Consider the following 16,814-nt stretch of genomic DNA (forward strand, 5'->3'; position numbering starts at 1 on the left):
AATTAATCTAATTTATTGATGTAGTACTTTGGATATTTACTCGCTACAAAGGTAAATTGATTTTTTGATAAAGGCTGATTGGTTTTAAAAGAATTAACGGTTAAAGTGGTTTTTGTTCCATTTTTTCCGGTTTCAATCAAATTATAAATGTGTTTTGTTTGTACATCAATTCCTAAAAGAATCTCTTTTCTTTGATCTTTAGTGTTTGTTGGTGCTAATTTGATGTATTGAATTTTTCTTCCTTTAACATTTTGAACGATGTCCATATTGTATTTGTAACCAGAATTGAAAAAAGTAAGCATTTTTGAAGGTGTTATTGCATTATCATCCTTTTCGTTTACTTTAGAAATAGTAACTTCTTCATCTTCAGGGTTGATTGTGTATGTTTTTTGGCCATCGAATATTTTAGTAACACCCATAAAATTCAATACATATTGATTGCCTTTCATGATCACATTTCCTTTACTGTCCTGATTAATGTTTTCTTTGGCGTTGTTTAAAGAGTATTTAAAATCAATAGAAATATTATCGTAGCTTTTTATTTTTGCTGTCACCTGGTTCAATAAATCTTTGGCTTTTTTATCCTGTGCCTGAATAGAAGTAAAGCTCAAAAGCAATAAAATTGCTATTTGAAAGTACTTTTTAGTCATGTTAGTGATAGAATTGTTTGTGATTTCCTGAATTTTCGTTTTCATGATGGGGTTAATTTTGTTCATTGTTAAAAAATTGATCAAGAGCACTTAAGTCAGAAATATTCACGCTTCTTGCCTTACTGCCTTCAAATGGACCAACAATTCCAGCTGCTTCCAGCTGATCGATCAAACGACCGGCCCTGTTGTAACCCAATTTTAATTTTCTTTGCAATAATGAAGCGGAACCTTGTTGTGCATTGACAATAATCTCTGCAGCTTCTCTAAATAAAGTATCTCTTTCGGAAATATCCATATCAAGATTGATGCCAGTTTCTTCTCCAACGAACTCCGGAAGCAAATAAGCCGTGGCATAAGCTTTTTGTGAACCAATAAATTCCGTAATTTTTTCTACCTCCGGCGTGTCAATAAAAGCGCACTGAACACGAACCACATCATTTCCGTTAGTATATAATAAATCTCCACGACCAATCAGCTGATCGGCTCCTTGTGTGTCTAAAATCGTTCTCGAGTCAATTTTTGAGGTTACCCTAAAAGCAATCCTCGCAGGGAAATTTGCTTTAATTAAACCTGTAATTACGTTAACCGATGGTCTTTGCGTCGCAATAATCAAGTGAATACCAATAGCACGCGCTAACTGTGCCAAACGCGCAATCGGAATTTCAACTTCTTTACCGGCAGTCATAATTAAATCGGCGAACTCGTCGACAACCAAAATAATGTAGGGTAAAAATCGGTGTCCGGCTTCCGGATTTAATTTTCTTGCTCTGAATTTTTCGTTGTATTCCTTAATATTACGAACCATCGCATCCTTTAGTAAAGAATAACGATTGTCCATTTCAACACAAAGTGAATTTAACGTATTGACTACTTTGGCGTTGTCTGTAATAATGGCATCTTCAGTATCAGGAAGTTTGGCTAAATAATGTCTTTCAATTTTATTGAATAAAGTTAACTCTACTTTTTTCGGATCCACCAAAACGAACTTTACTTCGGCTGGATGTTTTTTGTATAAAAGAGAAGTTAAAACCGCATTCAAACCAACCGATTTTCCTTGTCCAGTAGCACCTGCCATCAATAAGTGAGGCATTTTGGCTAAATCGACAACGAAAGTTTCGTTCGAAATGGTTTTCCCCAAAGCAATTGGTAACTCCATTTCAGCTTCCTGAAATTTAGCAGATCCAATAACACTTTTCATAGAAACCATAGTTGGGTTCTTGTTCGGAACCTCGATACCAATTGTTCCTTTTCCTGGAATTGGCGCAATAATACGAATTCCTAAAGCAGATAATGACAAAGCAATATCATCTTCTAAACTTTTGATTTTAGAGATTCTGATTCCGGCTTCCGGTACAATTTCGTATAAAGTAACCGATGGACCAACGGTTGCTTTAATCTGGGCAATTTCAATTTTGTAGTTACGAAGTGTGTCTACAATTTTGTTTTTATTTTCTTCTAATTCTTCCTGATTAATCGTAATTCCGCCAGTCGAATATTCTTTTAATAAATCGATGGTTGGGAATTTATAATTCGATAAATCCAAAGTTGGATCAAATAAACCGAAATCAGCAACCAGACGAGAAGCTAAATTTTCTTCGATGATATCTTCCTCTTCCGCTTTTTCAATAACAAATTCCTCTGTATGAACAGGAACAGTTACTGTGGCGGGTTTAATATCCATTTGAACTGGTTTTACAACCGGATTCAAATCAATTTCTGATGAATTTGAAATCGTTGGTTTTAAAGCTTCTTTGTTGATTTCGAATTGAGTGTCTTCTGTTTTTAAATGAATATTGTCTATTTCAGGATCTTCTTGCTCAATAGCAAATTCTTCTAAATTGTAAGCACTTTCAGGTTGTTTCGATGTTTTTATAGAATCCAATTCTGATTTTAACTCATTTTTAGTTGAATCAAAATAAGATTGAATTTTCTCCGGGGATAGTTTTATTTTGAAAATTAAATACACGATCAATCCAAAAAGGAGGGCTAATAAAGTTCCTGTTTTTCCAATATAATCTTGTGAAAATAAATTTAGTTCATATCCAATAGTTCCGCCTAGTTCAGGTGCTGAAGTGGCGAAAAATCCAAATAATATAGAAACAATAATAATGGCAAATAAATCCCAGAACCAAATACTTTTCAGTCTTTTGGTTGACATTTCTAAAGCCAGAAATAATCCGGTTAAGAAAAATAAACGTACTAATATAAAAGAAGCAAGCCCAAAACCTCTGTATACAATCAGATCAGCAAGATAAGCCCCGAATTTTCCGAGCCAGTTTTGCACTTCTTCAGAACGATCGCCAAGATGGCTTACCGCACTCTGATCTGTTTGCCATTGTCCGTTGACATAAAATGAAATAAATGCAACTAGTAATGCAATAGAAAAGAGTACCAAAAGACAGCCCAGAACAAATTTTTGTTGTTTGGTTATTGTCAGGGATTTTTTAATCCCTGCTTTTGGTTCGTTTTTTTTATCTACAGTTTCTTTTTTGGTTGTTTTTGCCATTCTTGCGTTTAGTATTGCCTATATAAATTTTGGGACATAAATAATCAAACCTATCGCTATTGCTGTCATTGCGGCAAAAAATACCGCTCCAGCTGCAATATCTTTGATAAAACCGATTCGTTTACTGTAATCAGGGTGAATAAAATCGGCGATTTTTTCAACTGCTGTGTTTAATCCTTCAATGCTCATGACAAGTCCAATTGCCAGAACCTGAAAAAGCCACTCAGTTTGTGAAATATGAAAATAAAACCCGGCAATAGTCATTATGATTCCCAATGAAAATTGAACCATAATGCTATGCTCTGTTCTTATAAGTTTAACAGCTCCGTTAAAAGCATATGTCATGCTTTTTAACCGGCCTGTTACAAAAGTATTGTCTTTTTCGAATGCCATTTAATGGGTATTATAGTGCTGCTAAAGCTGCTTCGTAATTTGGTTCATTTGCAATTTCTGCAACTTGTTCTGTGTGCAATACTTTTCCATCAGCATCAACAACAATGATTGCTCTTGAGTGTAAACCTGCCAATGGTCCGTCAACGATTTCTAAGCCGTTTGTTTTACCAAAATCTCCAGCCTGGAAATCAGATAAGTTTACTACATTTTCTAAACCTTCAGCACCACAAAAACGTTTTTGAGCAAATGGCAAATCTCTTGAAATACAAAGTACAGTTGTGTTTTCTAAATTACTTGCACTTTCGTTGAATTTTCTAACAGAAGTTGCACAAGTTCCTGTATCGATACTTGGGAAAATGTTTAAAACTAATTTTTTACCAGCGAAGTTGCTTAGTGAAGCTACTGATAAATCGTTTTGTACTAATTTGAAATCAGCTAGTTGTGATCCAACTGTTGGTAATTCTCCTGAAGTATGAATAGGATTTCCTCCTAATGTTATTGAAGCCATGATTTTTGTTTAAATTAATGAGGTTCAAAAGTAAGGATTAAAATTTGAATCTAAAAGTATTTGTTGTGGGTTGTGAACACAATTAGGCGAGTTTTAAGAGTAACGGAAAAATAGGCAATTTATGTTATAAACGTGATGATTTGTCATTGCGAGGAACGAAGCAATCTCATGTAGTATGTGTATTTCAAGAATTTCTAAGGTTTGATTTTGATCGTGTGGTTGCTTCGTTCCTCGCAATGACTTTGCATGTGTTTACCTTTGTCAAAGTTTTAAACTTTGACAAAGGTTTTGTGAATCATTATTGGCATTTTGAAAACTAAAAAACTGGGACTGAAAACTGAAAACTGGTCCCGCGAGAGGGATAGGAGCTAACTGCCGAAGCAGTGTGGATAGCCCGACAGCATTAGGGAAAGGGGCGAATAAAGACAAAGTGAAGTAGCCCCTTTTTCTAATGGTGTCTCGCCCAAATGATGATTTAGATTGCGGAGTTTCTAGTGTGATCCTTCGTTCCTCAGGATGACAAGATTGCGCAAAAAAAAAAGCGTCTCTAAATATAGAAACGCTTCTTCTGTCTTTGTTTTTTGTTTGCTTTTGAAAATATAGTGGTATTCTTATTTATCAATTGAACCTAAAACACGTTTCATGAACGCATTTAAAGCTTCTTTTTTATCCGTGCCCTGAACTACCATTTTGTGTACTTCAAGCGCGCCATACATGTTGGAGATCAATTCGCCAATTACATCTAATTCTTCATCTTTTAGAGACGGAATTTCAGTCATCGCTTCCAGAACTTCAATCGTTTCGATGATGTAATCCTGATCGTTTTCTTCGATAAATTGGGTCAATTGCTTTATTACGGGTAATTTCATTTTTTAGATTTTTAGATTACTGGATGATTCGATTTTTAGATAAGATTCGAAAAATCTAACAGTCTAAAAATCTAACGATCGATTTACGCAATTGCGTTTACCAGGTCGATTAAAACTTCTTGTTTGTTGGTTTGAGTTTCACCAACCAATTGTCCGTTTACGAAAGTAGCGAAAGTAGGCAGGTTGCTTACATTAGCTAATTTTCTTGATTCCGGAGAATTCTCAGCATCAACCAAAACAAAAGTGATAGCTTCATTTTCTGTTGCTAATTTTTTGAATTTTGGTTTCATAATACGGCAATTTCCACACCATGAAGCTGAATATTGTACTACTACTTTTTCGTTTTTAGCAACTAAATCTGCTAACGTATCTTCGTTTAAGTCGATTAACATATCTTTTTTGAGTTTCTAAGTCGCTAAGTTTCTAAGATACTAAGTTTTTGATCGTAGAAGCTCGTGACTTTATTAGAGATTGTAATTTATTGTTGTGCCTAATTTTAAATCTTAGTGACTTAGTTACTTAGGAATTTTTCTTTTAGTTTCTAAGTCGCTAAGATTCTAAGAGGCTAAGTTTTTTGCTCTTAGAACCTTGTGACTTGTTATTAGAAATTGTGATTTTTAAAATTCTGTTTTATCCAGTTTGAATCTTAGTGACTTAGGAACTTAGAATCTCAGAATCTTAGAGAATTAGTTTGCGCTTAAATACTCAGCTGTACTCAATCTGTCTGCAGACATTGCTTCTTTTCCAGCTTCCCAGTTTGCAGGACAAACTTCTCCTTTAGTTTGAATGTGTGTGTAAGCGTCAACCATTCTTAAGTACTCGTTTACGTTACGTCCTAATGGCATATCGTTAACACTTTCGTGGAAGATTTTTCCAGTTTCGTCAATTAAGTAAGTCGCTCTGTAAGTTACGTTTGAACCTTCGATGATAACTGAATCAGTTTCTTCGCTGTATTCTGTAGATTCGATATCAAGAATACCTAAAATGTTAGCTAAGTTACGGTTTGTATCCGCTAAGATTGGGTAAGTTACACCTTCGATTCCACCGTTGTTTTTTGGAGTATTTAACCAGGCAAAGTGAACTTCGTTTGTGTCGCATGAAGCTCCAATTACGATAGTATTTCTTTTTTCAAATTCTGGTAATGCAGCTTGAAAGGCGTGTAATTCAGTTGGGCATACAAAAGTGAAATCTTTTGGATACCAGAACAATAATACTTTTTTGTTGTTGTTTACTGCTTCTTCAAAAATGTTGATTTTTAAGTTATCACCCATTTCTGAGATAGCATCTACTGCAATACTTGGGAATTTTTTTCCTACTAAAGACATCTTATTCGTTTTAAAGTTAAAAATTTATTTGTGCTGCAAAAGTAGGGTATAAGTAGAGTTACTTACAATAAGATGTAATTATAAATATTTATTAAGTGATAGTATTTAGTTATAGGTTGAAATCATGGTTTTGTAAGTTGCTGAAGGTCAATATTTACGGGCAAATTTCCGTTGCAAACTTTATTTTCAAGAAATTGAATTGCTGCATTTTTTTGAAACTCTTCAAAATCCTGATATACCTGAATTAATCCGGAAGCCTTAGAAAGATTCGGAATAATAGGTAAAACGTACGGATTTCCGAAAACGTAAAGGATACATTTTTTGGTTTGAAGCAAATCAGAAAGCAATGCTAAAACTTCGTCGTTAATTTCGAAATTGTTCATTGGTTTAGCCTTTGGAACAAATAAAGAAATTAGAATCGTTTCGAAATTTTCAAGCTCTTTTTTGATGGTAGCAATATCAGAAACCTCTAAGTTTTCAAAAGCAAATTCCGGAGATTTTAGTTTTGAATTTAGAGTTTGGAAAAAAGTGTTTTCTACATTTTTGTGCAAACTCAATTTGGCGAATTGATTGTTTTTTTGAGCTTCAAACGCCAATTCTGTATTTGAATTGTCAATGATTTTTGTGATAGAATCCTGAGCGATTTCGAAGTTTAATTCGGATGCTTTTTGGTAGTTTAATTCGCCTGAAGTAAAGTTGTTTTCAGATAAGATTCCAACTTTTTTCTTGGCTTTCATGATTCTGTTGAAGCTTTCTTCGATTCTTTCCGGAGAAGCATTTTTAAGAATGGATTCAATTCCTTCGGGAACATTTTCGGCAAAACATAAAACATCATTTCCAGCATTGAATGCTTCCCATTCTAAATCGCCTTTTGTTTCGTATAGTTTGGAAACGCTGTGCATATTCAAGGCATCAGAAATAACCAAACCGTTATAACCTAATTTGTCTCGTAAAAGATCCTGAATCACTGCTTTTGATAAAGTAGCCGAAGTATCTTTTCCGTCGTTTAAACTCGGAACCGCCAAATGCCCAATCATTATAGAATCGACATTATTTTCGATTCCTTTGATGAATGGGTATAATTCGTTATTCATCAATTCTTCTAAAGTTTCTTTTAAAACCGGTAATCCTAAATGCGAATCGACATTGGTATTTCCGTGTCCGGGAAAGTGTTTCAGACATCCTAAAACACCAACTTCCGACATTCCATTCAGATATTCAACGGCAAAATCAGCGACCTTTTCTTTGTTTTCACCAAAAGAACGATAACCAATAACCGGATTATTTGGATTGTTGTTGATATCTGCCAAGGGCGATAAATTATAATGAATTCCGGCAGCTTTTAAGTCTAAACCAATTTGTTTTCCAACTTCGTAAACCAAACCTGATTTGCTTTCCGGCAAAGCACCCAGTGTAATCGCGTACGGATATTGTGGTGTTTTTTCGATGCGCATGGCTAAACCCCATTCGGCATCAATACTGATTAAAAGTGGAGTAGAAGCCGACTTTTGGTAACGAACAATAAGTTCTTTTATTTTTTGATAGCTGTCATCATTAAAAACAACCTTTTTCTTGCTTTCATAATTCGTTGCCGCGCTCGCACGGCTGTGAAAAAAAGTCAGTCCGCCAATATTGTGTTCTTTTATTAAACGTTCGGTTTCCTGAATATTTTCTTCGGTATCGTTGATGAAAACTGCGGGAAAAAAGAATTGTCCCACTTTTTGTCTTAATGCTTCAGCTGTCATTTTCATTATTATAAAGTCTTTTTCATGCAAACACTATTATCCATTGTTTCGTAAGGCGGATAATTTGGAATGATAGTGTAATCTTGTTTTTGGTATAAATTAATCGCTTCCGGTTGGTTTTTTCCGGTTTCTAAAATCGTATAAGCATAACCAACTTCTTTCGCCCAAATTTCCAGTTCTCTCAGAACAGCAGATGCGATTCCTTTTTTTCGAAAATCGGGATGGACAAACATACGTTTGATTTCGACTATATCACTTTCTTTTTCCCTAAAAGCGCCACAGCCAGCAGCGATACCATTTTCGTAAAAAACGATAACGTGTTTTATTTTATCGGTTTTATTAAACTGATTGTAAAAGGCGTGATCTTCTCCGTCTCTGATGGCTAAATCCCGGTCTAATAAAACAACCAGGTTTTTAAAATCAGTATCGTCTGAGTTTGTTCTTTTGAGCGTAATCATGATAAAATGCGTAAAAGTTTATGCTTATTTCAACTTTTGCTTTTCTTTTGCTTAGCCAGTTGTTTTTTGGTTTCAATTGCTTTTTCTAAACGGTTTTTGAAACGGAAAAGTTTCGGTAAACCTTCGAGTCGGTCTTCGAGTGTGATTTCTTCAAAAACTATAATAGCTTTTTCGAGAACCCGAATTTCGTTGTCAATATCATTTTGGTTTTTGTAGATCGTAGCTAACCGATCATAAGGATGATTTCCTTTAAAGCTTTCCGCGACATTTTCTTCATATACTTCAATTGCTTTTTCAAAATCTCCTGTTTTCTCGAACTCAGCTCCTTTTAGGTTGCGTTCGGCTTGCAGATTTTCGTTGAATTCCATATTTAAGATGTTTGATTTGGGGTTAAACTTCTTCAGATTTTTTCCCAAAGTCTTTCGGGAAAATTAAAAAACGGGAAAGAATCAATCCCGGAATTGTTGCCAACAAAACCCAGATAAAAAAGTTTTGATAGCCTAAAAATTGTTGTATATAACCACTTAACATTCCCGGAAGCATCATTCCTAAAGCCATAAATCCGGTTGCCAATGCGTAATGTGCTGTTTTTGATTCTCCTTCGGCAACATGAATTAAGAACATCATAAAGCCGGTAAAACCGAAACCGTATCCAAACTGTTCTAATATAACAGTGATGCAGGTATAGAGATTAAGCGGGGAATTTATTTCGAAAAAATAAAAGTTTAAATGCAGGTGGAAAAGTTCTTCCGGTTGAAAATGAGCCAATCCAATAAAACCAATAATTGGTAAATGCATGGCCAAAAACATAGGAAACATCCATTTGGTAAGCCCTTGTTTAGAGATAGCAATACCTCCTAAAATACCTCCAACTGTTAAAGCGAAAATACCTAAAGTTCCGTAGATGATTCCGACAGCTTCAGTGTCTAATCCCATTCCGCCTATTTCTTTTTTGTCTAATAAAAAAGGACTTAGCATTTTAAGCAATTGCGATTCGCCTAATCTGAAAACCAGAATAAAAGCCAATACTAAACCAATTTGTTTTTTCTTAAAGAAACTGATAAAGATAGTGGCAAAGTTTTGATGATGAACTTCGGTATTATTTTCACCAGCATTGATTTCATTTTTTGGAGTAAAAAAGAAATTATAAACCGTAATAAAAGTCATTAATAAACCAACGGCAATCATCGTGTATGACCAGGCTTTGGTATTGTCACCATATTTATGTTCTAAATATCCGGCAAACAAAACGATTAATCCGTTTCCGGCTAAAAGTGAAAGTCGGTAAAAAGTACTTCTGATTCCGAGGAAAAACGATTGTTGTTCTTTTGGTAAAACCAATAAATAAAAACCGTCACTGGCAATATCATTAGAAGCCGAAGCAAAGGCCGCAACCCAAAAAATCGCCAATGTCATGATGAAAAATCCACTAGCCGGAATGGTGAAACCGACCAGCAAAAATGCAATCGAAATAAGCAATTGCATCGATAAAAACCATTTTCTTTTAGTTCCGTTCAACTCAATAAACGGGCTCCAAAGTGGTTTTATAACCCAGGGCAGATATAATAAACTGGTGTAAACTCCAATATCTTCATTAGAGATTCCGAGATTTTTGTACATGATAACCGAAACGGAAATGATGACGGCATAAGGCAATCCAGATGCAAAATTTAGAAGCGGAATCCAATACCAGGGTTTATTATCTGTTTTCATTTGGTTGGTTAGGGTAAGCGATTTTAAATGTGTTATTTAAGTCAATAAAAGTAGCTGTACTTTCGTTTGCAAAATAGTCAATAAATGTTACAGCGCAAGCTTTATATTGATTCATTTTTTGAGATGGTATAGAAAATGAAATTGTTCCATCAAACTGATTCACGGTTACTTTGTCAATTATTTTTGACGCATCATTAATATCCACTTTCGAAATGTGTTCTGCACCATATATCACCATGTAGCGTACTTTCGTATTCAATGGAGATTTGATATTGAAGGAATATTTTATACTATCTTTTCCAAATTCATTGACAACCGGCGTATCGATAATAACATGTTTTAAATTGGGAACCGGAGCCGGAAGCGCAGGATATTTATATTGATTTTCTTCTAAAAGCTTTGTAATATCAAAGTTTTTATCCATGAACCATTTGGAACTGAAATAAGCACTTCCGCCCACTTTTTTGAAACTTCTGGCATAATCAATTTGTGTTGGAATTTCACTTACGTAGTTCCAGCTTTTATCAGCATCGCCTCTAATTTTATAAGAAGCATGGCCAATATAAAGTGCGGTATTATCATTTGAATTTTCAGACCACCATTTTACCAATTTAGAATATGATGCTCTCGGATTATTCATGCTCCAATACAATTGCGGCATAATATAATCGATCCATTTTTGGTCCATCCATAAGACAGGATCTGCATATAAATCGTCGTAATTGGACGTGGATTGCGTTTCAGAACCTTTAGGATCTTGTGATTTATTTCTCCAAACCCCAAACGGACTTATTCCGAATTGTACCCACGGTTTACTAGCTTTAATTGTGGTAGAAATCGTGTGTACAAAGTTGCTCACATTCGCACGACGCCAGTCGGCAAGACTTAGGCCAGATCCATATTTTCTATAGGAAGCATTGTCGTTAAATGATTTTCCGGGAACGGTATATGGGTAGAAATAATCATCAAAATGAATTGCGTCGATATCGTATTTATCAACGACTTCTTTTACGACTTTTGTTAAATGTGCCTGAACTTCAGGCAACGCAGGATCGTAATATATTTTTCCGGCGTATTCGATCATCCATTCGGGATGTTTGAATACGTCATGTGTTGGACTTAAAAGGTTTTTGTTTAAATCGAAAGTCGCACGGTACGGATTCAGCCAGGCATGAAACTCAAAACCTCTTTTATGCGCTTCTTCAATCATCCAGGCCAATGCATCGTAATAGGGGTTAGGAGCCTGACCTTCTTTTCCGGTCAGAAATCGTGACCAGGGCGCCAGTTCTGAAGGATAAAAAGCATCCCCCACACTACGAACCTGTACAATTACCGCATTATAATTTAGTTTTTTATAGGCTTCTAAAGTTTCAATATAATCTGCTTTTTCTTTGGCAACGCCGTCAATGGCTGTTTTTGGCCAGTCGATATTTACGACGGTGGCGATCCACACCCCTCTAAATTCGTTTTTAGGATGTAGTAGTTTTTCCTGCGCGTTGGATGTCCATCCTAAGAAAAGTAAGAATATGATAGAGAAGAGTAGTGGCTGATTTTTATGCATTGCAATCTTTTTTAACAGAAACCAAAAATAGTTTTTTTAGCTGATTATCGTAAATAATTAATAGATTATAATTTTAACGGTATTAATTTGAATTTCTTATACGTGCCTTTTGCTAGGAAGGCGCTAGGGCACAAAGTTTTTTTGCCACATATTACAGGATTAAAATGATTAATGCTTTTTTTAACCACAAATTACACAAATTTTCACTAATTATTTTTCCCAATATTGAGCGGAAAAATTTGTGGGAATTTGTGTAATTTGTGGTGAAATTTTTTTTCAAACAGAATGATTAATCCTTATTAATCCTTTAATCTGGGGCATATTTTTTTATCAATTCGTGGCAATCCCTTTTTAATCAGGTAAAGAAATTTTTCCCATTGTGATGGAGGGAATTCCTTTTTTTGTACCGAAGTTATAATCTCCGCCGGCAACCGTTTCGTTGGCTAAAACGGCAAATAAAACCGCTTCTTTCGCGTCGCCTGAAATGCCCAGATCGTCACTTTTTTGGAACGGGCACGACAATAATTCTTTTAACCATTTTACCAATAACGGATTACTTGCGCCTCCGCCCGACATATAAACCGTGAAATTTTCGATTGGCGCTCCTGTGTTTTTTACGACAAACAGAATCGCTTCTGCAATTGTTTTTGCGCTTAGTCTTGTTAAAGTGGCCAGCAAATCTGGGGCCGAAATATTTTCGAGATTCGTTTTTGCTAAAGCCGAATCGACAAAAGCTTTATTGAATAATTCCTGACCGATGGTTTTTGGGAAGCTTTTCCGGAAGAAAGTATTGCTTTTTAATTCTGTTAAAAGGGTTTGATTTACGGTTCCGGTTTGGGCGATTTCGGCATCTTTATCGTAATTTTTTTCAGGGAAAAAGTGTTTGGTAAAAATATCTATTAACGTATTTGCGGTTCCGGTATCGGTTACAAAAACTTCCTCGGCGTTTTGGGAAGCGGGTAAATAGGTGAAATTCGCGATGCCGCCCATGTTGAGCATAATGCGGTTTTCGTCTTTTTTGCTGAACAATAGATAATCGCCATAAACTGCCAAAGGCGCGCCTTCGCCACCGCCAGCCACATGTTTTTGCCTGAAATCGGATAACGTTATAATTCCGGTTTTTACGGCAATATGATCGCCGTCGCCAATTTGCAAAGTCGCATTGGGGAATTTTTCCTGCTGATGCAAAAACTTCGGAGCGTGCAAAACCGTTTGTCCGTGCGAGGCAATTAAGTCGACTTCGTGTGCGGGAATATTCCATTTTTGAAGACAATCGTTGACCATGCCAGCGTGCAAAAGACCGATCCATTCGTTTAATAAAGCCAAATGCTGAAAATCGATCGTTTTCTGGGCAAACACTTTACGGATTTCGGTTTTAATATCTTCGGTATAGTTGATGGTTTCGAATTCCAGAATTTTTACAGCCGTATTTTCGCCCGCACCAGAAATAGCACAAAGCGCAATATCAAGCCCGTCAAGCGAAGTTCCGGACATTAAACCTATTATTTTTCGGGTCTCTTTTTGAGCGATTTCAAAAAGGGCGCTTATATTTTTATTCATTAAAATGGGGTTTTAAGGAGGTGTTGTATTTGGTAATGCTAAAATGGGATTTATTTGCATATAAATATAATGAAAAAGAAATTTTGTTAATTATTACGATGTATATCTTGCAACTGATGATAAAACAAAAGCAATCGAAACTTTTGAAAAGGCTTAGGATTATAGGTAATTGCGGAAATTAAAGAGAAGCTAGAGAAGTTGTTTTGGTTGGGTTTTTTTGAGGAGAAAATCAGGTATAAGTACTTGGTTGTTTAGAATTGTTAATTTATACTTTTGAGATATATGATTTAATTCTACAAAAAAAAGGTTTTCCGTAAATCATTTGGAAATCAATAGTCTACATTTGAAAATTGCATTAATGAGCGAAACACTCCCGCAAGTAGGGCAATCATTTTTGCTATTGTGTAGAGAATTGAATAAAACCAAATAAAATCAGTACATTTTAGAAACACCAATATATTAAGATATGGAAGCAGATTTAAGACTAAAACTTGAGCAATTACACAAAAGAGTTGATTCACTAAAAGATCAAATTAATACCGAAGAAGCTACTAAAAATGCATTCGTAATGCCATTTATTCAAATTTTGGGATTTGATATTTTTAATCCTACAGAAGTAATTCCAGAATTTATATGTGACATTGGTACAAAAAAAGGCGAGAAAATAGATTATGTAATTAAGAAAGACGGTGAACCTATTTTAATTATTGAATGTAAACATTGGAAAGAAAATGTTGATGCACATAATTCACAACTTCACAGATATTATCATGTTTCAAAATCTCGTTTTGGAGTTTTAACTAATGGTCATACTTATAATTTTTATGCTGATTTAGAACAACCAAACATAATGGATGAAAAGCCATTTTTTACTTTGGACTTGGCAAATATTTCTGATTCCAGCTTAAAAATTCTTGAAAATTTCACCAAAAGCAGTTATAATTTAGAAAATATTTTAGACTCGGCAGAAGCACTAAAATATATAAAAGCAATAAGAAATGAATTTGAAAAAGAATTACAAAATCCGTCTGATGAAATTGTAAAGCTTCTAGTAAGCAAATTTTTCAATAAACCATTAACCGCATCAAGATTAGTAGCTTTTAAAGAATACACAAAAAAAGCTTTTTCTAACTCTATAAATGAATCAATAAATTTCAGGCTTAAAAATGCATTAAATATTGGTGAAACTATTCCATCAAAAGAAAATCAAAAATTATCTTCTGTAGATGAAGAAATTGAAACTCCAAGATTTATTACAACCGAAGAAGAAATAGAAGGTTCACAAATTATCAAAGCAATTTTAAGAGAAGCAATCCCTGCTAATAGAATATTTTTTAGAGATACACAATCTTACTTTGGAATTTTATTAGACGATAATAACAGAAAACCATTATGTAGATTACATTTTAATTCTGCTAACAAATACGTAGAATTATTTCATAATGGAAAAGATAATGGTGAAAAGCAATCTTTGCAAAGTCTTGATGAAATTTATAAATTCAAAAAAGAATTACTTTCTACTATAAAAAACTATGAGTAAGAAATTACTCGATATTTTCGAAATATTTTCAATTATGTCTGCTGGCGCGAGCGTCTCGCTCGTGCGCACAAAGTTCAGTAAAAATTAAAGGTCCATGAGATAGACGCTCCCGTTAGCAAGAGGATAAACGTTATTAGTAAGCAATGAGATAACAAAAAACGAAAAATTTACAATAAAGTATGGACGCAGGTAAAAGAACGATTAATGATATTTTTAACGGAAACAGAATTTTAGAAATTCCATTTTTTCAGAGAGCGTATGTTTGGGGTGACGAACAATGGGAAAGACTTTTAGAAGATATGGAACATGTTAGTCAGACAAGCAAGCCATATTTTTTAGGTTCAGTAATCTTGAAACAACAACCAACAAATACAGGAAACAAGGTTGGTGACAAAAGAACATTAATTGATGGACAGCAACGCTTAACAACCCTTTCAATTTTTTTTAAAGTTTTATCTCTAAAATCAGGCGATGACTATGAGTTTAAGCGAATGTTTAAATTGAGAGATTTAATTGCAATTCAACATAATCATAACGATATTGATGCTTATGAACTTGTAATGAATTTGAATGAGTTAAAAGAATTAGTAGGAACAGACAACATTACTCAAGCATACAAATACTTCAAGAGCAACCTAAACGCAGATAGATTAGATATAAACAACATACTTGCTAAAATTCTATTTGTTGGTATTGACCTTGACGAAAACGAAGATGAACAACAAATTTTTGATACAATAAATTCGTTAGGTGTTAAACTAACTACTGCTGAACTTTTAAAAAACTACTTTTTTAATCGTGACGAAATTTTAACTTACACTACTTATTGGAAAAACGTTTTTGAGAAAGATGAAGAAACTAAAAATTATTGGGACAGAGAGATTACAGCAGGTAGATTAAAAAGAGAGTTTATAGATTTGTTTTTCTTTTCATACTTGCAAATTAAGATTCAAGACAAAAATCTAAATGTAAAAACAGAAGACAAAATTGAGTTTTCAAAAGTTGAACAACTTTTTGAATCATATAAGAAATTCATAAAAGAATATTTAAACAACGATAAGAAATCAATTCTATCAGAGATCAAAGACTATTCATTATTATTTAAGGAAAATTTTGACTACGATATTATAGAAAGCGAGCTTACAGACAAGTCAGGTATCGAAAGAATTAATGCTATAATTTTTGGACTTGATACTTCAACACTAATTCCTTATGTGCTTTATGTTCTAAAAAATGTATCAAATGATAATGATAGAAATGAGTTATTTGATTTCTTAGAAACATTCTTAATGCGTAGAATGGTTGCTCATGCTAATACAAAAAATTACAATCAACTTTTTACAGACAGATTAATAAATAACGAAATCCTGTCAAAGTCAAAATTTTTAGAGTTTTTAGAAGGTCAAGCAGACAAAGTAAACTTTTTGCCTTCTAACGATGAATTGAAAATTGGTTTTGAAAGTTCATATTTAATCAATAAACAATCCGCAGGAATTCTTTATTTAATTGAGTCTAAAATTCGTAACAGAAAATTACAATCAACCCAACTTTTAGGAATTAATAAATATAGTTTGGAGCACTTGATGCCAAAAAAGTGGGAAAACAACTGGGGTAAACTTTCAAGTCAAGAAGAAAAAATAAAACGCAACAGAAAACTATTGACATTAGGAAATTTGACAATTATAACACAAGCCTTAAACTCGACAATTAGGGATGCAAATTGGACAATCAAAAGAAAAGGCAAAGGTGACAAAAAAGGTTTAAATACTTACTCAGCTGGACTTGAAACAATAAGTAGTTACTTAACACTTGACGAATGGAATGAAGAGACAATAGAACAACGTGCAGAATTTTTATACGAAAAAGCAAAAGATATATGGAAGTCTTAACAAATTCCTAGCTTCTCGGAAGTTTTGACAAAATGTAGGTTAACTTCGCCAAGTATCAAATGTTGTCAAGCATTTTTACCGCAAAACGAAAATAAAA

15 protein-coding genes are annotated in these 16,814 nt (G+C 34.2%); 2 read left to right on the forward strand and 13 right to left on the reverse strand.

Annotated elements, in window-relative coordinates; translation table 11 throughout:
- Positions 1–2 precede the first annotated feature (2 nt).
- The 13 genes from lolA1 to AC6CH4_RS13340 form a co-directional block, all read right to left on the reverse strand.
- Entirely contained in the window at positions 3–650 is a 648-nt protein-coding gene (lolA1, locus tag AC6CH4_RS13280) for an outer membrane lipoprotein periplasmic chaperone LolA1 (RefSeq protein WP_498103989.1), read from the reverse strand.
- A gap of 52 nt (positions 651–702) precedes the next feature.
- Positions 703–3,156 carry a DNA translocase FtsK gene (locus AC6CH4_RS13285; RefSeq protein WP_498103640.1) on the reverse strand — a complete coding sequence of 818 codons (2,454 nt, stop codon included), beginning with the start codon at positions 3,154–3,156 and terminating at the stop codon, positions 703–705.
- An 18-nt stretch (positions 3,157–3,174) separates the two neighbouring features.
- Complete coding sequence (locus AC6CH4_RS13290; RefSeq protein ID WP_498103642.1) at positions 3,175–3,549, reverse strand: diacylglycerol kinase family protein; 375 nt, start codon at positions 3,547–3,549, stop codon at positions 3,175–3,177.
- Between the two features lie 10 nt (positions 3,550–3,559).
- A complete protein-coding gene (gene tpx, locus AC6CH4_RS13295; protein WP_026985956.1) occupies positions 3,560–4,057 on the reverse strand; it encodes a thiol peroxidase in 498 nt (165 codons plus the stop codon).
- Positions 4,058–4,668: 611 nt separating this feature from the next.
- Entirely contained in the window at positions 4,669–4,926 is a 258-nt protein-coding gene (locus AC6CH4_RS13300) for a DUF6952 family protein (protein ID WP_017495510.1), read from the reverse strand.
- Between the two features lie 83 nt (positions 4,927–5,009).
- Complete coding sequence (locus AC6CH4_RS13305) at positions 5,010–5,318, reverse strand: thioredoxin family protein (protein WP_007805605.1); 309 nt, start codon at positions 5,316–5,318, stop codon at positions 5,010–5,012.
- Positions 5,319–5,612: 294 nt separating this feature from the next.
- A complete protein-coding gene (locus AC6CH4_RS13310) occupies positions 5,613–6,251 on the reverse strand; it encodes a peroxiredoxin (RefSeq protein WP_192185577.1) in 639 nt (212 codons plus the stop codon).
- Positions 6,252–6,373: 122 nt separating this feature from the next.
- Positions 6,374–8,002: a glycoside hydrolase family 3 protein gene (locus AC6CH4_RS13315; RefSeq protein ID WP_498103645.1), complete on the reverse strand. Its 1,629-nt coding sequence runs from the start codon at positions 8,000–8,002 to the stop codon at positions 6,374–6,376.
- 2 nt (positions 8,003–8,004) lie between these two features.
- Positions 8,005–8,454 (reverse strand): GNAT family N-acetyltransferase, encoded by a 450-nt coding sequence (locus AC6CH4_RS13320; protein WP_498103647.1) that lies wholly within the window; start codon positions 8,452–8,454, stop codon positions 8,005–8,007.
- 29 nt (positions 8,455–8,483) lie between these two features.
- Complete coding sequence (locus tag AC6CH4_RS13325; protein ID WP_498103649.1) at positions 8,484–8,822, reverse strand: tetratricopeptide repeat protein; 339 nt, start codon at positions 8,820–8,822, stop codon at positions 8,484–8,486.
- A 22-nt stretch (positions 8,823–8,844) separates the two neighbouring features.
- Complete coding sequence (locus AC6CH4_RS13330) at positions 8,845–10,167, reverse strand: MFS transporter (RefSeq protein WP_498103651.1); 1,323 nt, start codon at positions 10,165–10,167, stop codon at positions 8,845–8,847.
- Positions 10,154–11,728: a glycoside hydrolase family 10-like protein gene (locus AC6CH4_RS13335; protein ID WP_498103653.1), complete on the reverse strand. Its 1,575-nt coding sequence runs from the start codon at positions 11,726–11,728 to the stop codon at positions 10,154–10,156. Before AC6CH4_RS13335 ends, AC6CH4_RS13330 begins: the two co-directional genes overlap by 14 nt.
- A 351-nt stretch (positions 11,729–12,079) precedes the next feature.
- The gene (locus AC6CH4_RS13340) at positions 12,080–13,288 is read right to left on the reverse strand and encodes an anhydro-N-acetylmuramic acid kinase (RefSeq protein ID WP_498103655.1); all 1,209 of its coding nucleotides are present in this window, start codon (positions 13,286–13,288) and stop codon (positions 12,080–12,082) included.
- A gap of 466 nt (positions 13,289–13,754) precedes the next feature.
- On the opposite strand from AC6CH4_RS13340, the gene AC6CH4_RS13345 reads away from it, so the two are divergent.
- Together AC6CH4_RS13345 and AC6CH4_RS13350 are read left to right on the forward strand one after the other, a co-directional pair.
- On the forward strand, positions 13,755–14,828 hold the full coding sequence (locus tag AC6CH4_RS13345) for a type I restriction endonuclease (RefSeq protein ID WP_498103657.1): 1,074 nt from the start codon (positions 13,755–13,757) through the stop codon (positions 14,826–14,828).
- A gap of 179 nt (positions 14,829–15,007) precedes the next feature.
- Positions 15,008–16,717: a DUF262 domain-containing protein gene (locus AC6CH4_RS13350; RefSeq protein WP_498103659.1), complete on the forward strand. Its 1,710-nt coding sequence runs from the start codon at positions 15,008–15,010 to the stop codon at positions 16,715–16,717.
- The last annotated feature ends 97 nt before the right edge of the window (positions 16,718–16,814 follow it).

Source organism: Flavobacterium sp. GQ95 (assembly GCF_059758655.1).